The 20,373-nt window shown below is 53.2% G+C and carries 20 protein-coding genes; 2 read left to right on the top strand and 18 right to left on the bottom strand.

Features of this window, described 5'->3' with window-relative positions; translation table 11 throughout:
- Positions 1-4: 4 nt before the first annotated feature.
- The 5 genes from mrdB to AB182_RS17890 form a co-directional block, all read right to left on the bottom strand.
- Positions 5-1,117, bottom strand: a complete 1,113-nt coding sequence (gene mrdB, locus AB182_RS17910; protein ID WP_047371287.1) for a peptidoglycan glycosyltransferase MrdB — start codon at positions 1,115-1,117, stop codon at positions 5-7.
- A gap of 2 nt (positions 1,118-1,119) precedes the next feature.
- Entirely contained in the window at positions 1,120-3,021 is a 1,902-nt protein-coding gene (gene mrdA, locus AB182_RS17905; RefSeq protein WP_047371286.1) for a peptidoglycan DD-transpeptidase MrdA, read from the bottom strand.
- 26 nt (positions 3,022-3,047) lie between these two features.
- On the bottom strand, positions 3,048-3,515 hold the full coding sequence (gene rlmH, locus AB182_RS17900) for a 23S rRNA (pseudouridine(1915)-N(3))-methyltransferase RlmH (RefSeq protein WP_041852135.1): 468 nt from the start codon (positions 3,513-3,515) through the stop codon (positions 3,048-3,050).
- 3 nt (positions 3,516-3,518) lie between these two features.
- Complete coding sequence (rsfS, locus tag AB182_RS17895) at positions 3,519-3,836, bottom strand: ribosome silencing factor (protein WP_047371285.1); 318 nt, start codon at positions 3,834-3,836, stop codon at positions 3,519-3,521.
- Positions 3,837-4,098: 262 nt separating this feature from the next.
- Entirely contained in the window at positions 4,099-4,710 is a 612-nt protein-coding gene (locus AB182_RS17890; RefSeq protein ID WP_047371284.1) for an adenosylcobalamin/alpha-ribazole phosphatase, read from the bottom strand.
- Positions 4,711-4,804: 94 nt separating this feature from the next.
- Between AB182_RS17890 and cobD the strand changes: the two genes are divergently transcribed.
- The gene (cobD, locus tag AB182_RS17885; RefSeq protein WP_047371283.1) at positions 4,805-5,896 is read left to right on the top strand and encodes a threonine-phosphate decarboxylase CobD; all 1,092 of its coding nucleotides are present in this window, start codon (positions 4,805-4,807) and stop codon (positions 5,894-5,896) included.
- Here cobD and nadD read toward each other — a convergent pair.
- The 4 genes from nadD to leuS are packed head-to-tail and all read right to left on the bottom strand — an operon-like array spanning position 5,871 to position 10,690.
- A complete protein-coding gene (gene nadD, locus AB182_RS17880) occupies positions 5,871-6,512 on the bottom strand; it encodes a nicotinate-nucleotide adenylyltransferase (protein ID WP_120785459.1) in 642 nt (213 codons plus the stop codon). The two genes, cobD and nadD, sit on opposite strands and share 26 nt — an antisense overlap.
- Before the next feature lies 1 nt (position 6,513).
- Entirely contained in the window at positions 6,514-7,545 is a 1,032-nt protein-coding gene (holA, locus tag AB182_RS17875) for a DNA polymerase III subunit delta (protein WP_047371281.1), read from the bottom strand.
- Positions 7,545-8,093 (bottom strand): LPS assembly lipoprotein LptE, encoded by a 549-nt coding sequence (gene lptE, locus AB182_RS17870; protein WP_047371280.1) that lies wholly within the window; start codon positions 8,091-8,093, stop codon positions 7,545-7,547. The genes holA and lptE overlap by 1 nt, the downstream gene beginning before the upstream one ends.
- Before the next feature lie 14 nt (positions 8,094-8,107).
- Positions 8,108-10,690, bottom strand: coding sequence for a leucine--tRNA ligase (gene leuS, locus AB182_RS17865; RefSeq protein ID WP_120785402.1), 2,583 nt, complete (start codon positions 10,688-10,690; stop codon positions 8,108-8,110).
- A 227-nt stretch (positions 10,691-10,917) separates the two neighbouring features.
- Here leuS and AB182_RS17860 point away from each other — a divergent pair, with 227 nt between their 5' ends.
- The gene (locus AB182_RS17860; RefSeq protein ID WP_047371278.1) at positions 10,918-11,400 is read left to right on the top strand and encodes a zinc ribbon-containing protein; all 483 of its coding nucleotides are present in this window, start codon (positions 10,918-10,920) and stop codon (positions 11,398-11,400) included.
- 81 nt (positions 11,401-11,481) lie between these two features.
- Here AB182_RS17860 and rihA read toward each other — a convergent pair whose 3' ends face one another.
- The 9 genes from rihA to AB182_RS17815 all read right to left on the bottom strand — a co-directional run bounded on the left by rihA (position 11,482) and on the right by AB182_RS17815 (position 20,297).
- Complete coding sequence (gene rihA, locus AB182_RS17855; RefSeq protein ID WP_047371277.1) at positions 11,482-12,417, bottom strand: pyrimidine-specific ribonucleoside hydrolase RihA; 936 nt, start codon at positions 12,415-12,417, stop codon at positions 11,482-11,484.
- A 118-nt stretch (positions 12,418-12,535) separates the two neighbouring features.
- Positions 12,536-13,261, bottom strand: coding sequence for an amino acid ABC transporter ATP-binding protein (locus AB182_RS17850; protein ID WP_047371276.1), 726 nt, complete (start codon positions 13,259-13,261; stop codon positions 12,536-12,538).
- Positions 13,261-13,935, bottom strand: coding sequence for a glutamate/aspartate ABC transporter permease GltK (gene gltK / locus AB182_RS17845; RefSeq protein WP_047371275.1), 675 nt, complete (start codon positions 13,933-13,935; stop codon positions 13,261-13,263). The genes AB182_RS17850 and gltK overlap by 1 nt, the downstream gene beginning before the upstream one ends.
- Positions 13,935-14,675: an amino acid ABC transporter permease gene (locus AB182_RS17840; protein WP_047371274.1), complete on the bottom strand. Its 741-nt coding sequence runs from the start codon at positions 14,673-14,675 to the stop codon at positions 13,935-13,937. The genes gltK and AB182_RS17840 overlap by 1 nt, the downstream gene beginning before the upstream one ends.
- Before the next feature lie 285 nt (positions 14,676-14,960).
- Positions 14,961-15,899 (bottom strand): amino acid ABC transporter substrate-binding protein, encoded by a 939-nt coding sequence (locus tag AB182_RS17835; RefSeq protein WP_047371273.1) that lies wholly within the window; start codon positions 15,897-15,899, stop codon positions 14,961-14,963.
- A 362-nt stretch (positions 15,900-16,261) separates the two neighbouring features.
- Positions 16,262-17,803: an apolipoprotein N-acyltransferase gene (gene lnt / locus AB182_RS17830; RefSeq protein ID WP_047371272.1), complete on the bottom strand. Its 1,542-nt coding sequence runs from the start codon at positions 17,801-17,803 to the stop codon at positions 16,262-16,264.
- A gap of 5 nt (positions 17,804-17,808) precedes the next feature.
- Positions 17,809-18,684 (bottom strand): CNNM family magnesium/cobalt transport protein CorC, encoded by an 876-nt coding sequence (gene corC, locus AB182_RS17825; RefSeq protein ID WP_047371271.1) that lies wholly within the window; start codon positions 18,682-18,684, stop codon positions 17,809-17,811.
- Positions 18,685-18,786: 102 nt separating this feature from the next.
- On the bottom strand, positions 18,787-19,254 hold the full coding sequence (gene ybeY, locus AB182_RS17820; protein WP_047371270.1) for an rRNA maturation RNase YbeY: 468 nt from the start codon (positions 19,252-19,254) through the stop codon (positions 18,787-18,789).
- Positions 19,251-20,297, bottom strand: coding sequence for a PhoH family protein (locus AB182_RS17815; RefSeq protein WP_047371269.1), 1,047 nt, complete (start codon positions 20,295-20,297; stop codon positions 19,251-19,253). The genes ybeY and AB182_RS17815 overlap by 4 nt, the downstream gene beginning before the upstream one ends.
- Positions 20,298-20,373 lie beyond the last annotated feature (76 nt).

Here is a 20,373-nt window from a genome sequence, read left to right as displayed (position 1 = left end):
CCCCTTATACGCTTTTTGATAACATCTTCCTGTGGGTATGAATCGACATCACGATACCAAACCCCGCCATCAGTACAATCAGGGCAGAGCCCCCATAACTCACCAGTGGCAACGGTACGCCCACCACCGGCAGGATACCACTCACCATACCAATATTTACGAATACATAAACGAATAAAATCAACATCAAACCCCCCGCCATGACCCGGCCAAAGGTGGTTTGCGCGCGCGCGGCAATCCATAAGCCGCGCATGATCAGCAGTACATAAAGCCCAAGCAGGATCAAGATACCAATCAGCCCCAGCTCTTCGGCAAGTACGGCAAAGATAAAGTCGGTGTGGCGTTCTGGCAAAAACTCCAGCTGCGACTGCGTGCCGTGCAACCAGCCTTTACCCTGCAACCCGCCGGAGCCGATGGCGATTTTTGACTGAATAATATGATAGCCCGCGCCGAGCGGATCGGTTTCCGGATCGAGCAACATCATGACGCGCTGGCGCTGATAATCGTGCATCAGGAAGAACCATAATATGGGAATAAACGCCGCGATCAGGAGCACGGCCACTAAGATGAGGCGCCAGCTCAGGCCGGATAAAAACAGCACGAAAAGACCGGACATGGCGATAAGAATAGCGGTACCGAGGTCGGGCTGAGCGGCTACCAGCAGCGTTGGCATAAATATCAGCACCAGCGCAATGGCGGTGTTTTTCAATGATGGCGGACATACGTCACGGTTGATAAAACGCGCCACCATTAGCGGTACGGCGATTTTCGCAATTTCAGATGGCTGGAAACGCACTACCCCTAAATCAAGCCAGCGTTGGGCGCCTTTGGAGATCGCCCCGAAAGCATCAACGGCGACCAGCAGGATGACGCAAAAAACATAAAGATAGGGTGCCCAGCCTTCATAGACGCGAGGGGGAACCTGCGCCAGCACAACCATGGCGATTAGGCCCATGGCTATCTGACCGACCTTACGCTCCGTCATGCCGATATCCTGGCCGCTGGCGCTCCAGATAACCATCGCGCTATAGAACAACAGCGCCAACACAATCAGCAAGAAGGCGGGATCGATATGGATTTTATCCCAGAACGATTTTTTGTTCGGATTATCCGTCATGATTATTGGTCCTCTGCCGCTGTTGATGCCGGGTTTTCCGACGGCAAATCAGTATTGTTATCGCCAAGCATGATATGGTCGAGGATTTGGCGCATAATTGTACCCACCGCAGGGCCGGCACCGCCGTTTTCCAGAATCATTGCCACTGCAACCTGGGGATTATCGTAAGGTGCAAATGCCGTCATCAGCTTATGGTCACGCAGACGTTCGGCGATGCGATGCGCATTATAGGTTTCGTTAGCTTTCAGTCCGAAGACCTGGGCTGTACCGGATTTCGCCGCGACTTTGTAAGGTGAACCGGCGAAATATTTATGTCCGGTACCGTTGGGGCGGTTTGCCACACCATACATCCCATCTTTGGCGATTTCCCAGAAGCCGGAGTGCACATCGCCAACCTGTTTTTGCGCCGGCTGTTGCCAGGGAACCTGTTTACCGTCTTCCATCGTGCTCATTAATAAGTGCGGCACTTTGACAACGCCGTCGTTAATCAGCGTCATCATTGCTTTATTCATTTGTACGGGCGTTGCGGTCCAGTAACCCTGGCCAATCCCGACGGGGATCGTGTCCCCCTGATACCACGGTTTCTTAAAGCGTTTAAGCTTCCATTCGCGCGTGGGCATATTACCCGAGCGCTCTTCAGCCAGGTCGATACCGGTATATTGACCGTAACCAAACTTGGTTAGCCACTCGGCAAGTCGGTCAATACCCATGTCGTAGGCGACCTGATAGAAGAAGGTATCTGCAGACTCTTCCAGCGATTTGGTGACATTCAGGCGGCCATGCCCCCATTTTTTCCAGTCACGATAACGTTTTTCTGAACCCGGCAGTTGCCACCAGCCTGGGTCGAAAAGGGTGGTGTTCCGGGTGATTACCCCGGCGCTCAGCGCTGAAACGGCAACATAGGGTTTCACCGTTGATGCAGGCGGGTAAACCCCTTGCGTGGCGCGGTTAACCAGCGGTGTGTTCGGATCATTGAGCAGCGCGGTATAATCCTTGCTGGAGATACCGTCGACAAACAGGTTCGGGTCATAGCTCGGCGTTGAGACCAGCGCGAGAATGGCGCCATTGCGCGGGTCGGTCACCACGACCGCCGCACGGCTCCCCTGCAGCAGAGTTTCAATATATTGCTGCAGTTTCAAATCCAGCGTCAGGTAGATGTCATGCCCGGCTTGCGGTGGGACTTCTTTTAACTGGCGAATAACGCGCCCGCGGTTGTTAACTTCAACCTCTTCGTAACCGGTTTGTCCATGCAACACATCTTCGTAATAGCGCTCGATGCCGAGTTTACCAATGTCATGCGTGGCCGCGTAGTTTGCCAGTTTGCCTTCTTTATCCAGTCGTTCGACGTCTTTATCGTTTATTTTAGATACGTAGCCGATCACGTGTGTCAGCGCCGAGCCGAACGGATAGTAACGGCGCTTATAGCCTTTTACTTCCACGCCAGGGAACCGATACTGATTGACCGCGAAGCGCGCCACCTGCACTTCATTCAGGTTGGCTTTGACCGGAATCGAGGTGAAGCGATGGGAGCGGGAGCGCTCCTTTTTGAAGTTGGCAATGTCCTCATCCGTCAGATCCACCACGTCACGCAACGCATTGAGTGTTTGCTCAACGTTATCGACTTTTTCCGGCATCATCTCAATCTGATAGATTGTGCGGTTCAGCGCCAGCGGCGTGCCGTTGCGATCATAGATAATGCCGCGACTTGGCGGAATAGGGACCAGTTTGATGCGGTTCTCGTTAGAACGCGTCTGGTAGTCAGCATGACGAACAATTTGCAGATTATAAAGGTTGGCGATGAGCACGCCGGTGAGCAGCAAAATCCCTGCAAAAGCGACAAGGGCCCGGCGCACAAACAGCGCAGACTCAGCCGAATAGTCGCGAAAAGAATTCTGTAATTTCATCCGCTGCTTAGTTTACCTGGTGGTCATTACTCACGATGATAAGGATGGTTGGTCGTGATACTCCATGCGCGATATAAACTTTCCGCAACCAGCACTCGCACTAGCGGGTGAGGAAGCGTCAGCGCAGAGAGTGACCAGCTTTGTTCTGCCGCAGCTTTACAGGCGGGGGATAACCCTTCCGGACCGCCGATGAGCAGGCTGACATCACGTCCATCCTGTTTCCAGCGTTCCAGCTCATTTGCCAGCTGCGGCGTATCCCAGGGTTTACCGGGGATATCAAGGGTGACGATCCGATTTTTACCTGCCGCAGCAAGCATCAGTTCACCCTCTTTGTCGAGAATACGCTTGATATCTGCGTTCTTTCCACGCTTGCCCGCCGGGATTTCTACCAGCTCAAAAGGCATATCCTTCGGGAAACGACGCAGATATTCAGTAAACCCGGTTTGTACCCAGTCCGGCATTTTTGTGCCGACGGCTACCAGTTGCAACTTCACGCATTAACCCCAGAGTTTTTCCAGTTCATACAGGCGGCGACTCTCTTCCTGCATTACGTGGACGATAACATCACCCAGGTCTACGACGATCCAGTCGGCAGCATTTTCACCTTCCACACCCAGTGGGAGCATACCTGCGGCACGGGATTCCTGAACCACATGATCCGCGATGGACGTGACGTGGCGAGTGGATGTGCCGGTGCAGATTATCATACAGTCGGTGATACTGGATTTGCCGTGAACGTCGAGTGCGACGATGTCCTGACCTTTCAGGTCATCAATTTTGTCGATTACAAAATCCTGGAGTGCTTTACCCTGCAAGTGTTCCCCCTGGGGTGTACGTGAAAATGGTGTAAATAAATGGCCTGACATTATACCTGAACTGCGACCTTTGTCGGGACAAATGTCCGACCCTGGCTTTTAAAAAGTGGGCTATCATCCCACCCCATGAGTGAGATTGCATCGCCATTTTTGTAAAACAATTTCTGCAAGGCCGTAGATAGCGGTGCGGAGGATAGCAGCCTGTCCGTGTGTGTCAATGACCAGACTCGCGGGAGAGGCGTGCCGGATGAAAAAACGGTCGTTAATCCTCTGCTTGCCACACCGCGCGGCTATTGAGGACACGCAACGTGGAAAAATCATCATGGATATCAATTACGCTCCAGGTACCTTGATCCACACGAAAATGCCATAACGATGCCGCCGGCATCTTAAGTAAACTGGCGATGAGCAGGCTCAATACGCCCTGATGGCTGACGATCAGTAAATTTTCCGCCGGTCCCCAGAGGGGAATCTGACGGATAAAGTCTTGTACACGCGCGGAAAACGCCTGAAAACCCTCGCCATTGGTAGGAACGGCATTTTGCCAGTCGGCGCACCACGCGGCATAGCTCTGCGGATCTTCTCGTGTCAGGTCCCGGTGGTGGCGCATCTCCCAGTCACCAAAAAACATCTCATTGAGCAACGGCGTTGAGTGTTGAACGATGTTGCGATCGTTCAGGACCAGTCTTGCCGTGTGCTGCGCACGTTCGAGTTCGCTACAGATCACCCGGTCGAAAGGCACTTCGCGTAGCAGGTGATGGAGCGTTTGCGCCTGTGCAATCCCCCTGGCGGTTAACGGAGTGGGTGAGTGACCACTGTAAAGCCCTGCAACATTTGCTTCGGTTTCGCCATGTCGAATCAACCAGAGTCGCATTGTTTTCTCCCGTGGTTTTCTGCCGAAGTTTATCATTACGCCCTTATTCCTGGTGGATTTTCGATTAAAATAGCGTTTTTGCCCGGAGCAGAAGATGGCTTTATTTCACAGCGCGCACGGCGGCAATATCCGTGAGGCCGCTGCTATGGTGGGGGTTTCAGCCGAGGATTTGTTGGATTTCAGTGCGAATATCAACCCGGCAGGAATGCCAGCGTCATTGAAACAGGTGCTACTGAATAACGTTGCAGTGGCTGAGCGTTACCCGGATCCCGATTACCAGCAATTACATCAGGCACTTGCCGCGCATCATCAGGTTCCCGCCGACTGGATCCTCGCGGGCAACGGTGAAACCGAATCGATATTTACACTGGTAAAAGGTCTTTTGCCGCGCCGGGTGATGCTCGTCACCCCCGGGTTTGCCGAATATCGTCGCGCCTTGCAGCTTTCAGGGTGCGATATTGTCGATTATGCGTTGCGTGAAGAAGATGGCTGGCAGATAACGGAGGCCATTCTTGATGCGCTTACGGGCGGTGTTGACTGCCTGTTCCTCTGTACGCCCAACAATCCCACGGGCCTGTTGCCGGATGCTTCACTGATGTATGACATTGCCGCGCGCTGCAGGCAGCTCGGTATTACACTGGTGCTGGATGAAGCCTTTATGGATTTCCTGAGCGATCGCGACGGATTTATCCCCCATCTTGCTGAAAACCGGCATATTTGGGTGCTGCGTTCCCTGACCAAGTTTTATGCTATTCCGGGGTTGCGGCTGGGATATTTGCTCAGCAGTAACACCCAGGCTGTCGCTCGTATGCGCGAGCAGCAGATGCCCTGGTCTATTAATGCCTTTGCGGCACTGGCGGGGGAGGTGGTCTTAAACGATAGCGCGTATCAAAAAGAAACCTGGGAATGGCTCAACAGGGAACGTCCGCGTTTGCGCCAGGCCCTGGAAAATATGCCCGGGCTGTCCGTCTGGCCGGGGGTGGCGAACTATCTGTTCCTGCGCTGTGATACGGGCATTGACCTGCAGCAGGCACTGCTCCAACAGCACATTTTGATTCGTAGTTGTGCAAATTATCCGGGGCTTGATGCGCGCTACTACCGTGTTGCGGTGCGTAGCGCGTCAGAAAACGATCGGTTGATTGCGGCGCTGGATGATGTGCTCAGCGATAGAGGCCGTGCTGATTAATATAATTGAGCACCGAGGCGGGAAGCAGGTCATCGCAATTCTCGCCTTTTTCCAGCCTTTCACGGATGAGCGTGGCGGAAATGTTGAACCACGGCGTTTCCGCTAAATAGATTTTCCCGGCAGGAAGAGTATGTAAATCATCTGCGTTGTGTGTCAGATGGTCTTCCAGCCACTGCTGATCGGTCTCATTTTCCATGGCTAACGGGTAGCCAGGACGGCGGCAGACAATTAAATGGCTGTTGTTCAGAATGGTTTCATAATGGTGCCATGTCGGAAACGTCAGCAGCGAATCCTGACCAATAATGAAGGCCAGCGAGCGCGTTGGCCCTTGCTCTTCTCGCCATGCCTGCAAGGTTTGCGCCGTGTACGAAGGGCTTTCACGCCGCAGTTCGCGCTCATCAAGGGTAAAAAGCGGTTTGTCGTTGATAGCCAGCTCCACCATGGCTTTACGCTGTTCGCTCGTCGCCTCAGGCTGTGGGCGATGGGGAGGCACGTTATTGGGCATGATAATGACGCGTGACAGCCCAATCTGGTTTGCCAGCGCTTCGACCGGTTTCAGGTGCCCGTAGTGAACAGGATCAAAAGTACCGCCAAAAAGTGCCTGCAACTGATTCATATCAACCATCAATAAAAACGTCTGCCAGTGCCTTATGACAGAGTAGCAGAGAAAGTCCTTCCAGCTCCGCCCACACCGACTGACCAAAATCCTGTTTCACGATTAATTCAATACGCGTAAGCAGATGTACAGCCTGGCGCAATTGCTCATTGCTCAGACGCTGTAGCGCTTCACCGATAATGCCGCGCCGATTTTGCCAGACCCGATGTTTATCAAACAGCGAACGCAGCGGCGTATGGGCAGACTGTCGTTTTAGCGTCACCAGTAACGTCAACTCACGCTGGAGGGTACGCAGCAGGATAACCGGTTCACTGGCTTCAAGTTTAAGTTGATGCAATATATGAAGCGCGCGCTTACTTTTTCCGGCAAGCAGGGCGTCTACCCAGTGAAAGGGCGTAAAGTGAGCGGCATCGTTAACGGCCTGCTCCACGCGCGGCAGCGTCAATTTACCGTCCGGGAACAGCAGCGCCAGTCTTTCCAGCGCCTGCGAGGCGGCCAGCAAGTTGCCTTCGTAGCAGTAGCAAAGCAGCTGACTGGCGGCGTCATCCAGTTGCAGATTGTTCTGCTTCGCGCGCGCGGCAATCCAGCGAGGTAGATTGGCCTGCTCCGGGGTTTGACAACTGACCGAAACGCTGCGATTAGCCAGAGCAGTATACCAGGCGGCGTTTTCCTGTGCCCGGGTCAGCTTATTTCCACGCACAATCAATATCAGATCGTCATGAAGCAGACTCACCAACAGGGCGAGGCGTTCATTAAGCGCGGCGTTAGGCCCATTTTCAGGCAGCTGTAATGACAGGATCTGACGGCTGGCAAACAGGCTCAGTGCCTGACAGATAGCGTATATCGCATCCCAGTCCGTGCTGGCATCAATGATGAAAGCGTGATGTTCGGTGAAGTCTTGTGCGAAGGCAGCCTGACGTACGGCGTCATGGCTTTCCTGCAATAAAAGAGGGTCATTCCCCAGCAATAAATACGCCGCGCGCAGCCCTTCATTGAGCTGCGCGCGGAGTTGTTCCGGATACAGCTTGAGCATTAGCTACCCGGTTTCGCTGCGGGACGTGAGGACGACGGGTTTTTCTCGTTATCTGCCGCCTGTACGCTAGGCAGTTTACGGATCAACTGTTCCGCAGCTTTGTCGTACATTTCCTGGAGGATGATGTCCTGTTCGGCATCTTTCGCCAGCGCTGTCTGCGGGTTATCAAAGAACGAGCGATACACCCGGGTATTAATGGGGTAGATATCATGGCCCGGAATCAGCACGGTGGCGTCAACTGTCAGCACTAACTGATACTCAGCAGTACGTCCGTCCTGGAAAATAGACGCGGTATCACGTGCGAGAGACATAGTACCAAGGCGAAGGGAAGGCACATCCTTACGCAATGAGCCTTTCTCTATCAGTTGCACGCCGTTCAGACGTAACTGATTACGTACAGCACGACTAAGAGGACCGTTAGGATCTGCGGAGTCGAAGATCATTGTGTTCATATTGCCTGGCACCTGCGCCGTATTGCGCAAGTGCCAGCCGCATCCGGCGGTGAGAAGCACCGCCAGGGATAACAACCATGTTGCCAGATATCGCACGCTTCCTCCCGCGCTTAGCCAACGACCAGATTAAGCAGTTTACCGGGTACGTAAATCACTTTACGCACGGTAACGCCATCAAGATATTTTGCAACCAGCGGTTCCTGGCCTGCACGCTCACGGACCTGCTCTTCGGTCGCGTCAACGGCAACGGTGATTTTACCGCGCACTTTACCGTTAACCTGCACAACAACCAGCGTGGTGTTTTCGACCATCGCCGCGTCGTCTGCAACCGGCCACGGCGCGTTATCGATATCGCCTTCGCCGCCCAGTTCTTTCCACAGGGTAAAGCTTGCGTGCGGAGTGAACGGATTAAGCATACGGACAACCGCCACCAGCGCTTCCTGCAGCAGAGCACGATCCTGCTCGCCCGCTGTCGGTGCCTTCGCCAGTTTGTTCATCAATTCCATAATCGCCGCTATCGCAGTATTGAAGGTCTGACGACGACCAATATCATCGGTAACTTTAGCGATAGTTTTATGAACATCACGGCGCAGCGCCTGCTGGTCTTCGCTCAGTGCGTGGGTATTCAGCGCCACAACCGGGCCGAGCGCTTTATGTTCATAAGCCAGTTTCCAGACACGTTTCAGGAAGCGGTTTGCCCCTTCCACGCCGGACTCCTGCCATTCCAGCGTCATATCCGCTGGCGAAGCGAACATCATAAACAGACGCACGGTGTCTGCACCGTAACGTTCCACCATTTCCTGCGGATCGATACCGTTGTTTTTCGACTTAGACATTTTGCTCATGCCGGTATAGACCAGCTCATGGCCTGCCGCGTCTTTTGCCTTAATAATACGGCCTTTCTCGTCGCGCTCAACGATAGCGTCTTTTGGTGAAACCCAGTTACGTTCGCCATTCTCACCGACATAATAGAAGGCATCTGCCAGCACCATACCCTGACACAGCAGCTGTTTTGCCGGTTCGTCAGAGTTCACCATTCCGGCATCGCGCATCAGCTTGTGGAAGAAGCGGAAGTAGAGCAGGTGCATAATGGCGTGTTCGATACCACCGATATAGATGTCAACCGGCAGCCAGTAGTTCGCCGCTTTCGAGTCCAGCATGCCTTCCTGATATTGCGGGCAGGTGTAACGCGCGTAGTACCAGGAGGACTCCATAAAGGTATCAAACGTATCGGTCTCTCTCAGCGCAGGCTGGCCGTTAACGGTGGTTTTTGCCCACTCAGGATCGGCTTTGATCGGGCTGGTGATGCCGTCCATGACCACATCTTCCGGCAGAATCACCGGGATCTGATCTTCTGGTGTTGGGATCACGGTACCGTCTTCCAGCGTCACCATCGGTATCGGTGCGCCCCAGTAACGCTGACGGGAAACGCCCCAGTCGCGCAGGCGGTAGTTCACTTTACGCTCGCCAACGCCCTGAGCCGCCAGTTTGTCGGCAATCGCGTTGAAGCCGTCTTCAAAACTCAGGCCGCTGAATTCGCCAGAGTTAAACAGGGTGCCTTTTTCGGTTAATGCCTGTTCTGACAGATCGGGTTCAGAGCCGTCTGCTGCCAGGATGACCGCTTTGATCGGCAGGTTGTATTTGCTGGCAAATTCATAGTCGCGTTGGTCATGACCCGGAACGGCCATTACGGCACCTGTGCCGTATTCCATCAGTACAAAGTTTGCCGCCCAGACTGGAATTTCTTCGCCAGTTAATGGGTGAACCGCTTTAAAGCCGGTATCGACGCCTTTTTTCTCCATGGTCGCCATATCTGCTTCGGCCACTTTGGTACTACGGCATTCATCGATAAAGGCTGCCAGTTCAGAATTGGTTGCCGCCGCTTTCTGCGCCAGCGGGTGACCGGCAGCTACCGCCAGGTAAGTGGCACCCATAAAGGTGTCCGGGCGGGTGGTGTAAACGGTCAGCGTTTTGTCATAACCGTTTACGTTGAAAGTGATTTCCACGCCTTCAGAACGGCCAATCCAGTTGCGCTGCATGGTTTTCACCGTGTCAGGCCACTGATCCATATGATCCAGGTCGTTGAGCAATTCTTCGGCATAGGCGGTGATTTTGATAAACCACTGCGGGATCTCTTTACGCTCAACCTTGGTGTCGCAGCGCCAGCAACAGCCATCAATAACCTGCTCATTCGCGAGAACGGTCTGATCATTTGGGCACCAGTTCACTGCAGAGGTTTTCTTATACACCAGGCCTTTTTTATACAGTTCAGTGAAGAACTTCTGTTCCCAGCGGTAATATTCCGGGGTGCAGGTTGCCAGCTCGCGGCTCCAGTCATAGCCGAAGCCCAGCATTTTGAGCTGGTTTTTCATGTAGGCGATGTTGTCGTACGTCCACGGCGCCGGGGCCGTGTTGTTCTTCACCGCCGCACCTTCTGCCGGCAGACCGAACGCATCCCAGCCAATCGGCTGCAGCACATTCTTACCGAGCATGCGCTGATAACGGGAAATGACATCACCGATGGTGTAGTTACGCACATGGCCCATGTGTAGTCGGCCAGAAGGATAGGGAAGCATCGACAGGCAGTAATATTTTTCTTTGCTCTCGTCTTCAGTTACTTCGAAGGTACGCTTCTCTTCCCAGTGAAGCTGGACGTTGGATTCTATCTCTTCCGGGCGGTATTGCTCTTGCATGGCAGCCAGTGGTCCTGTATTTGCGATACAGCTACAAATGTAGCGTTTTACGTGGTTTTTCAGATCCGCATAGCATAGCCCAAACGACTTCGTCACAACAGCCTTTCGCACATTTAGCCTGCGAAAAGCCCCCGACGAGAATTTACGAACTCTGTGGGGTAATTGACAAAGTCAGCGGGAAATAACGTCTATTATTAGAACAGGTTAACTGCCCGGGAGAGGAAACAATGAACAAGGTTGCTCAATATTATCGCGAACTGGTTGCGTCATTGACCGAGCGGCTACGTAATGGCGAAAGGGATATCGACGCACTGGTAGCCCAGGCACGTCAACGCGTAAGCCAGACCGGGGAGCTAACGCGTACTGAAATCGAAGAGCTCACGCGTGCGGTACGCCGCGATCTGGAAGAGTTCGCTCGTAGTTATGAAGAAAGCCATGACGATGTCACCGACAGCGTATTTATGCGAGTCATCAAAGAGAGTTTATGGCAGGAACTGGCGGATATCACCGATAAAACGCAACTGGAGTGGCGTGAGGTATTTCAGGATCTTAATCATCACGGAGTTTACCACAGTGGCGAAGTGGTGGGGCTTGGTAACCTGGTGTGCGAGAAATGTCACTTTCATCTGGCGATTTATACGCCGGAGGTGCTGCCGCTGTGTCCAAAATGCGGTCATGACCAGTTCCAGCGTAGACCGTTTGAGCCGTAATTGGCATTCCCGGCGGCGCTTCGCTTGGCCGGGCTACCTGTCGCTTGTAGCCCGGCCAAGCGAAGCGCCGCCGGGGTTGACTCAGTGATAAAACGCTAACCGTTCCGCCAACAGGTCCACAAACGCCTCACGATCAACATCGACCATGACGGTGGCATTCGGTTTATTTCCCGTCAGGAAATAGTAATCAACTACCGTCATTCCCTGGGTATATTTGCCCTGCGTTTCCACCCCCACCCAGCGTTCCACGGTGGAGAAAAGGTCCGGTTTCAGCAGCCAGGCGATAGTACATGGGTCGTGCAACGGCGCGCCGACAAACCCCCATTTTTCCTGCTTATGGTACTCCATAAAGAAGTCGAGCAGCTCGGCAACGATAGTGGAAATAGGGTTGCCGATAGCACGGAAGCGTTCAATGTCCTGCACATGAATTTGCGCGCGATGGGTGACATCCAGCCCCGCCATTACCACCGGAATACCCGACTGGAAGACAATTTCGGCGGCTTCCGGGTCGACGTAGATATTAAATTCCGCCGCGGGCGTCCAGTTCCCGAGGGACATCGCGCCGCCCATAATCACAATACGGTTGATTTTGCTGTGCAATTCCGGGTGGCTGTTTAGCAGCAGGGCTACGTTAGTTTGTGGGCCGGTCGACACGATAGTGAGCGGAACAGGAGTTTCACGCAGCACCTTTGCCATCAGTTCCACGGCGGTGCATACCTGTGGCGCAAAAGCGGGTTCTGGCAGCGCAGGGCCGTCCAGACCACTTTCCCCATGCACGTTATCGGCGATGATAAGCTCGCGCATCAGAGGCTTGACGGCGCCGCCCGCCACCGGGATATCACTACGCTTGAGCAGAGTAAGCATACGCAGCACATTATGCAGAGTTTTTTCCGGTGTCTGGTTACCCGCTGATGAGGTGATGGCTTTTACATCGAGTTCGGGCGAGGCGAGGGCAAGAACAATTGCGATTGCGTCATCATGACCCGGATCGCAATCAAGAATGATGGGCTGAACCATAGTAACTCCTTGTTAGCATTACTGTGCGGCAAGGTTAAAACGTTGCTGTAAATCAGACGAGAAGTGAAACCACAAAGCGTGATGAGACGCGCATTCTGAGGAATGCGCGTCGGATTGATTAATGCAGGATTTTGGCGAGGAAGTCTTTTGCACGTTCAGATTTTGGATTGGCAAAAAACTCTTCTTTCGCCGAATCTTCCACGATTTTCCCTTCATCCATAAAGATAACCCGATGCGCCACTTTACGGGCAAAGCCCATCTCGTGGGTGACCACCATCATGGTCATACCCTCGTTAGCCAGCTCAACCATAACGTCCAGCACCTCGTTAATCATTTCCGGGTCAAGGGCAGATGTCGGTTCATCAAACAGCATGGCAACCGGATCCATACACAGCGCGCGGGCAATTGCCACACGTTGCTGCTGGCCACCGGAAAGCTGTGCCGGAAATTTATTGGCATGGGCAGATAAGCCAACGCGATCCAGCAGTTTGAGCCCTTTCTCGCGCGCAGCGGTTTTATCGCGATTCAGCACTTTGATCTGCGCCAGCGTCAGGTTCTCAATAATCGACAGATGCGGGAACAGTTCGAAATGCTGGAACACCATCCCGACATGAGAACGCAGCCTGGCCAGATTGGTCTTTTTATCGTTAACGGTGGTGCCGTTGACAATAATTTCCCCTTTCTGCACTGGCTCAAGGCCGTTCACCGTTTTGATCAGGGTTGATTTGCCTGAACCCGATGGACCACATACGACCACCACCTCGCCTTTTTTCACTTCCGTGGAGCAGTCGGTCAGCACCTGAAAGTGACCATACCATTTAGAAACATTTTTCAGGGTAATCATTAAACTGTCCTTTTCTTCAAATAGCTGACCAACAACGATGCACTCAAGCTAATAGCAAAATAGACGGCGCCGGCAAACAGGATCATCTCAACTTGTGTCCCGTCACGTTCGCCAATAGTGGAAGCGGTGCGGAAGAAGTCCGCGAGGCTCAATACATAGACCAGTGAGGTATCCTGGAACAGGACAATCCCCTGGGTCAGGAGCAGCGGTACCATCGCCCGGAACGCCTGCGGCAGAATGATCAACTTCATCGACTGCCAGTGGGTCATCCCCAGCGCCAGCGCCGCGCTTGACTGCCCGCGAGAAATACTCTGAATACCGGCACGGATGATCTCAGAATAGTAGGCAGCCTCGAACATAGAAAACGCCACCATTGCCGATATCAGGCGAATATCCGATTTGGGCGACAGGCCCAGCACGTTTTGCAGCAGTCCAGGCACAATCAAATAGAACCACAGCAGCACCATAACCAGGGGGATGGAACGGAATACGTTCACATAGGCCTTCGCAAACCAGGCAATGGGGGCAAAGCTGGACAAGCGCATTACCGCCAACAGCGTCCCCCAGACAATCCCGACAATAATGGCCGTCACGGTAATCTTTACTGTAATAACCAGCCCTGCCAGCAGATAAGGAAGGGAAGGGATGATTGAACTCCAGTCAAACTCGTACATTATTTGCCCCCCATATTGCCCGGCAGGCGAATTTTGCGTTCTACCAGATTCATCACCAACATAATGAAGGTGTTAATTAATACATACGCGACGGTAATGGCGGTAAACGACTCCCAGGCGTGTGCCGAGTAGTCCAGTAGTTTACCGGCCTGCGCCGCCATATCCACCAGCCCGATAGTGGACGCGATGGCGGAGTTTTTTACGAGGTTCATCATCTCCGAGGTCATCGGCGGGACAATGACGCGATACGCATTCGGCAACAGGACATAGCGGTATGTTTGCGGCAGCGTCAGCCCCATGGCCAGCCCCGCGTTTTTCTGCCCACGAGGTAACGACTGAATCGCCGCACGAACCTGCTCGCAGACGCGTGCCGCAGTGAACAGGCCAAGGCAGACCATCGAAGAGACAAAGAATTGGATGTTGGGATCCAGTTCGGATTTGAACCACATGCCGATGTTTTCCGGCAGCAGTTCCGGTACCACCAGATACCAGGTAAAGAATTGCACGATCAGCGGGACGTTACGGAACAGCTCTACGTAGCACGTGCCGATACCGGACAGGATACGATTGGGAACGGTTCGCAGAATACCAAACAGGGAGCCAACCAGGAAAGCGATGATCCAGGCAGTGATCGACAGCGCGATTGTGACCTGAAAACCACTCCACAGCCAGCCAAGATAGGTTGTGTTGCCGAACGGGGCTTGTTGCAGGAAAATTCCCCAGTTCCAGTCTATGGACATAAATCTACTCCGGAAAAAAAAGGGTAGCAGCGCTACCCTCGAAGATTGTGCGAAGAGCTTGTGTTCGCGTCGAATGGGGAACGACCATTCAACGTATAGTCTGTCCGTGCTGCTTCAACAATCGAGAGGGCTGGATATCCCGCCCCTGACTACACTTCATCCACGATGTCGCTTTGCGCTGGCTGCTTTGACGTATCCCCGACCCTGATATGTTGGCGCCTTTGGGGATCCGCTTAGTCGCAGCCTGGATACAACATTAATGGATGTGTGTATTATTTTTGTTAATTAGTTCAGCGCCTTATCATTCGGTTCTTTGAACAGTGCTTTCATTTCGTCAGAGAGCGCGAAATTGAGGTTCAGGTTTTTCGGCGGAATCGGGTTTTTGAACCATTTATCAAACCATTTCTCCGCTTGACCGGAGGTTTGCGCCTGAGCGATGGTGTCATCCATCAGCTTTTTGAACTCCGTATCGCCCTTACGCAGCATGCAGCCGTAAGCTTCCTGTGATTGCGGTTTGCCCACGATATCCCAGTTATCTGCTTTCTTCGCTTTCGCACGTTCACCCGCAAGCAGAGCGTCATCCATCATAAAGGCCACTGCCCGTCCGCTTTCCAGGGTACGGAAAGAGTCACCATGGTCTTTAGCGCTGATGATGCGCATGTCCATTTTCTGTTCGTCATTCAGTTTGTGCAGCAGGATCTCAGAGGTGGTACCGGAGGTTACGACCACCGCTTTGCCTTTCAGATCCGGGAAATCTTTAATATCGCCGCCTTTTTTGACCAACAGACGTGTACCGACCACAAAGATAGTGTCAGAGAAAGCAGCCTGTTTCTGACGTTCCAGGTTGTTGGTGGTCGAACCGCATTCGAAATCGAAGGTGCCGTTTTGCAGCAGCGGAATACGGTTTTGTGAGGTAATGGGGATCAGTTTGACTTGCAGGTCAGGCTTATTGAGTTTTTTCTTCACCGCTTCAACGATAGCGTTGGAGTAGTCCTGAGAGTAACCCACAACTTTTTGTTCGTTGTCGTAATAGGAGAACGGTACGGAAGATTCACGGTGTCCGACCACGATCACGCCGTTTTTGGCAATTTTTTCCAGCGTGGGCTGTTGCGCTTCTGCCGGGGCTGCTGCCGCGTCGGCAGGTTTAGCCTCATCAGCGGCATGCGCCAGACCCGCAGACATTCCCATAACCAGCATTGCTGTGGCCAGTTTACGTAATTGCATATCCAACTCCTTTATCGTCGCGCCAGAGACGCATTGATACCCATTGTGAGTGTTGTGTTTGTTATATCCTGCTGCAAATGCGTGCAGTGTTGTATGCGTTTGTTAGCATTTAGTTTGGCTTAATGTAAAGATTTTGCTGCGGTATTGTTTGTTTTTGCGAAGTATACCGCACCGTTTGAAGGCAAAAATCTCCCATTGCACCAATTTGGTGCTGTATGCGATCCGTCATAGTGCGCGTTATTCGCACATCGGGGAAAATCGCCGTTACTTAGGTTTATTTTGCAATTGATGTGCCAGAAATGGCATTTGAGGGAAAGTTGGCAAAAGCGCCCTCTCTGGTCAGAAAGAGGGCGCAAAAGGCGTCATGACGTGCGGCGTTGCCTTAGGCTCATGATCAGCGCGCCAAAACCGAGCAGCGCGGTCAGAACCCACAGAGGCCAGTTACCCAAACGGGCATAAGGCGTCAGGCCGGAGGTTGGGGTGACGTTAGCGGTCAGGACCTGCCGGGTGAACTGCGGTAACATCGCCTGGATCTCGCCGGTTGGCCCAATCACCGCCGTAATGCCGTTGTTAGTGCTACGCAGCAACGGGCGCGCCAGTTCCAGCGAGCGCATCCGCGCCATCTGGAAGTGTTGCCATGGGCCGATTGATTTGCCAAACCAGGCATCATTCGAGATGGTCAGCAGGAAATCAGTATCCGGACGGAAGTTATCACGCACCTGCTCGCCGAGGATGATTTCGTAACAGATAGCCGGCGTCAGTTTGTAACCGTGCGCAGACAGCGGAGGCTGAATGTATGATCCGCGACTGAATGAAGACATCGGCAGGTCAAAGAACGGCGCCAGCGGACGCAGGATAGATTCCAGCGGGACAAACTCACCAAAGGGTACCAGGTGATTTTTGTTATAGCGATCGGCGGAGCTATAGCTGTATGCGCTATCTTTGCCCAGCGTGATGATAGTGTTGTAGGTGTCGTAACGGTTTTGCTGGTTGAGACGGGCATCTACAATCCCGGTGATAAGCGTACTGTCATTCTTGCGCATCAAATCATCCATCATGCCCAGGAAAGGCTGCTGGTTGATTTCGAGATCGGAAATGGCAGATTCTGGCCAGATGATGAGCTGTGATTTACCCAACGCCGGCTGGCTGGCATTGAGGTAGATTTTCAGCGTATCGAGTAACTGCCCTTCATCCCACTTGAGCGCTTGCGGAATATTGCCTTGTACCAGCGATACCTGCGTCGTCCTTTCCGGCAGCAGCTGATACCACTGGATATAACGCAGCGGGAAGGGCAGAGCAAAGAGCACCAGCGCCACGATGAAAGGACGCCAGCAGCGTTTCACCGCCGCCAGGACCAGCAAACCGCTTACCGACATCAACAGGAAGGTAATGGCATCAACGCCTAATACTGGCGCAAGACCTTTCAGTGGCCCGTCAATCTGGCTGTAGCCAAACTGCAGCCATGGAAAGCCCGTCAGTACCCAGCCGCGCAAAAACTCACTCAGTTGCCAGATAACCGGTGCCGCTACCGCCACGCGCAGCCAGGTCGTTTTGGGCCACAACCGCGAAAGCACGCCGGCGAACAGCCCGGTATAGAGCGAAAGGTAGGCGGCAAGCAGAACCACAAGGAACACATTGACCGGGCCGGGCATTCCACCGAATTGTGCGATGCTGACATAGACCCAGTGAATGCCGGAACCAAACAGGCCGAGTCCCCAGAAGTAACCTACCCAGGCGGCTTGCACCGGCCGCCGGTTAAGCGTGAGCGCTTGCAGCCCCATAAGGGAGATAATCGCGGCAGGCCAGATATCGTAAGGAGAAAAAGCCAGCGTTCCGCTGGCTCCGAAGAGTAGCGCCAGCAGCAGACGTACGCGCTGGCGTTCAAACAGTGGAGCAAATGCCATTTACATTACTCATCCAATTTCGGAACGGGGGAATCGTCCGGCATTCTTACATGAACCTGAATAATACGTCGACTGTCCGCCATGGCGACTTTAAATTGGTAACCATCAATATCAATGGATTCCCCACGCGCAGGCAGGTGCCCGAAGGCCTGCATAACCAGCCCGCCGATCGTATCGACTTCATCATCGCTAAAGTGAGTGCCGAAGGTTTCGTTGAAATCTTCGATAGACGCAAGGGCGCGTACGGTCCAGGTATGACGGCTGAGCTGGCGGAAATCGATATCTTCTTCGTCGTCATATTCGTCTTCGATTTCGCCGACGATAAGTTCGAGAATATCTTCGATAGTGACAAGGCCCGACACGCCGCCGAACTCGTCAATCACGATAGCCATGTGGTAACGCTGGGAGCGAAACTCTTTGAGCATCCGGTCAACCCGTTTGCTTTCCGGAACCACTACGGCCTGGCGTAGCACTTTTTCCATACTGAAGGCTTCGGCATCGCTGCGCATAAACGGCAGCAAGTCTTTGGCCATCAAAATCCCTTCAATGTGATCCTTATCTTCGCTGATCACCGGAAAACGCGAGTGTGCAGACTCAATGATAACGTCAAGACATTCATCAAGGCTTTGGTTGCGTTTCAGGGTAATCATTTGCGAGCGGGGGATCATAATATCGCGAACGCGCTGGTCGGCGATGTCCATTACCCCTTCGAGCATTTCGCGCGTATCCTGATCGATAAGCTCGTTCTGCCCGGAATCACGGATCAGCTCCAGTAACTCATCACGGTTTTTGGGTTCGCCGTGAAAAAGTTGGCTGAGTAAAAGGGAGAAGAATCCCTTCTTGTTGGTAATATCGCTACTGTGTGAATTGTCGTCGCTCATGGCGTCGTATGGGTTCTCATGTTAGTGGTTCTGTCGCCAGGACGCGCAAACTCAGCGCCCGGCAGCATTTTCTGTCAGCACGGCAATAGGTTGCCGCACAGACTACTCCTTCTCGGAAATGTACGGATCCTCATACCCCAGAGCAAGCATTATCTCTGTTTCGAGCCCTTCCATTTCTTCGGCTTCGTCATCTTCAATGTGGTCGTAGCCCAGCAGATGCAGGCTACCGTGTATCACCATATGCGCCCAGTGCGCATCAAGCGGTTTGCCCTGTTCATTGGCTTCCTGCTCAACCACCTGGCGGCAAATGATCAGATCGCCCAGCAGCGGCATTTCGATCCCTGGCGGCGCTTCAAACGGGAAAGAGAGCACATTTGTCGGCTTGTCTTTCCCGCGGTAAGTCAGGTTTAACTCATGACTTTCCGCCTCATCCACCAGACGGATAGTCACTTCCGCTTCTTCCTGGAATTGCGGAATGACCGCGTCCAGCCAGCGCTGAAACTGGGCTTCTTCCGGCAAGCCGCCGTTCTCTTCACATGCCAGCTGTAAATCTAGGATCACCTGACTCATTTTTGCTCCTGCTCCTGAGCTTCGCGTTTACGCTCGGCCGCTTGTTCCGCCCGGCGTTTTTGATCGGCCTCTTCCCAGGCTTCGTAAGCATTCACGATGCGTGCGACAACAGGATGACGGACAACGTCTTCGCTATGGAAAAAGTTAAAACTGATTTCTTCAACTTCCGCCAGTACTTCAATGGCGTGGCGAAGGCCCGACTTAACATTACGTGGCAGGTCAATCTGCGTCACGTCGCCGGTGATAACCGCTTTGGAATTAAAACCAATACGAGTCAGAAACATCTTCATCTGTTCGATGGTGGTGTTCTGGCTCTCATCAAGAATGATAAACGCGTCATTTAAGGTGCGACCACGCATATAGGCCAACGGCGCAACTTCAATGACATTACGCTCAATCAGCTTCTCAACTTTTTCAAAGCCGAGCATCTCGAACAGCGCGTCGTAAAGCGGCCGCAAGTAGGGATCCACTTTCTGGCTTAAATCACCCGGGAGGAAGCCCAGTTTTTCCCCGGCTTCTACGGCAGGGCGGGTCAGCAGAATACGGCGAACATCCTGACGCTCCAGCGCATCCACCGCCGCCGCAACCGCCAGATACGTTTTACCTGTACCCGCAGGACCCACGCCAAAGGTGATGTCATGATCCAGAATATTGGCGATGTACTGCGCCTGGTTTGGCGTACGCGGTTTGATCACGCCGCGTTTGGTTTTGATATTGACCGCTTTTCCATACTCCGGCACGCTCTCCGCGCTTTGCTCAAGCACGCGGGCTTCTTTAATCGCCAGATGGATTTGTTCCGGTTCGATATCCTGAGTTTGCCCGCGCATGGGGGCTGTATCGACATAAAGGCTGAGCAGAATGTCTGCCGCAGCATTCACACAGATGGTACGTCCGGTGAGTTTGAAGTGATTATCGCGACGGTTAATCTCGATGCCCAGTCGCCGTTCTAACTGTTTGATATTGTCATCAAACGGTCCACACAGGCTAAGCAGGCGAGCATTGTCTGCGGGGGTCAGGGTTACTTCACGGGTATCTATGTTCAAACTGTTCCTCTTATTCAGATAGTGCCGAATGGAGCCTGGCTAATCCAGCCTGTGGCCGTCAGCCATACAGAGAATT

It is taken from the genome of Phytobacter ursingii (assembly GCF_001022135.1).
GTDB lineage: Bacteria > Pseudomonadota > Gammaproteobacteria > Enterobacterales > Enterobacteriaceae > Phytobacter > Phytobacter ursingii.
Note: the sequence above shows the minus strand (reverse complement) of the source record. Positions and strands in the feature narration are given on the sequence as shown.

Bases quoted from the DNA above. Each gene is read 5' to 3' on its own strand.
- mrdB (WP_047371287.1), bottom strand. From the start codon at position 1,117: ATGACGGATAATCCGAACAAAAAATCGTTCTGGGATAAAATCCATATC.
- mrdA (WP_047371286.1), bottom strand. From the start codon at position 3,021: ATGAAATTACAGAATTCTTTTCGCGACTATTCGGCTGAGTCTGCGCTG.
- AB182_RS17890 (WP_047371284.1), bottom strand. From the start codon at position 4,710: ATGCGACTCTGGTTGATTCGACATGGCGAAACCGAAGCAAATGTTGCA.
- cobD (WP_047371283.1), top strand. From the start codon at position 4,805: ATGGCTTTATTTCACAGCGCGCACGGCGGCAATATCCGTGAGGCCGCT.
- nadD (WP_120785459.1), bottom strand. From the start codon at position 6,512: ATGAATCAGTTGCAGGCACTTTTTGGCGGTACTTTTGATCCTGTTCAC.
- holA (WP_047371281.1), bottom strand. From the start codon at position 7,545: ATGCTCAAGCTGTATCCGGAACAACTCCGCGCGCAGCTCAATGAAGGG.
- leuS (WP_120785402.1), bottom strand. From the start codon at position 10,690: ATGCAAGAGCAATACCGCCCGGAAGAGATAGAATCCAACGTCCAGCTT.
- AB182_RS17860 (WP_047371278.1), top strand. From the start codon at position 10,918: ATGAACAAGGTTGCTCAATATTATCGCGAACTGGTTGCGTCATTGACC.
- rihA (WP_047371277.1), bottom strand. From the start codon at position 12,417: ATGGTTCAGCCCATCATTCTTGATTGCGATCCGGGTCATGATGACGCA.
- AB182_RS17850 (WP_047371276.1), bottom strand. From the start codon at position 13,261: ATGATTACCCTGAAAAATGTTTCTAAATGGTATGGTCACTTTCAGGTG.
- gltK (WP_047371275.1), bottom strand. From the start codon at position 13,935: ATGTACGAGTTTGACTGGAGTTCAATCATCCCTTCCCTTCCTTATCTG.
- AB182_RS17840 (WP_047371274.1), bottom strand. From the start codon at position 14,675: ATGTCCATAGACTGGAACTGGGGAATTTTCCTGCAACAAGCCCCGTTC.
- AB182_RS17835 (WP_047371273.1), bottom strand. From the start codon at position 15,899: ATGCAATTACGTAAACTGGCCACAGCAATGCTGGTTATGGGAATGTCT.
- lnt (WP_047371272.1), bottom strand. From the start codon at position 17,803: ATGGCATTTGCTCCACTGTTTGAACGCCAGCGCGTACGTCTGCTGCTG.
- corC (WP_047371271.1), bottom strand. From the start codon at position 18,684: ATGAGCGACGACAATTCACACAGTAGCGATATTACCAACAAGAAGGGA.
- ybeY (WP_047371270.1), bottom strand. From the start codon at position 19,254: ATGAGTCAGGTGATCCTAGATTTACAGCTGGCATGTGAAGAGAACGGC.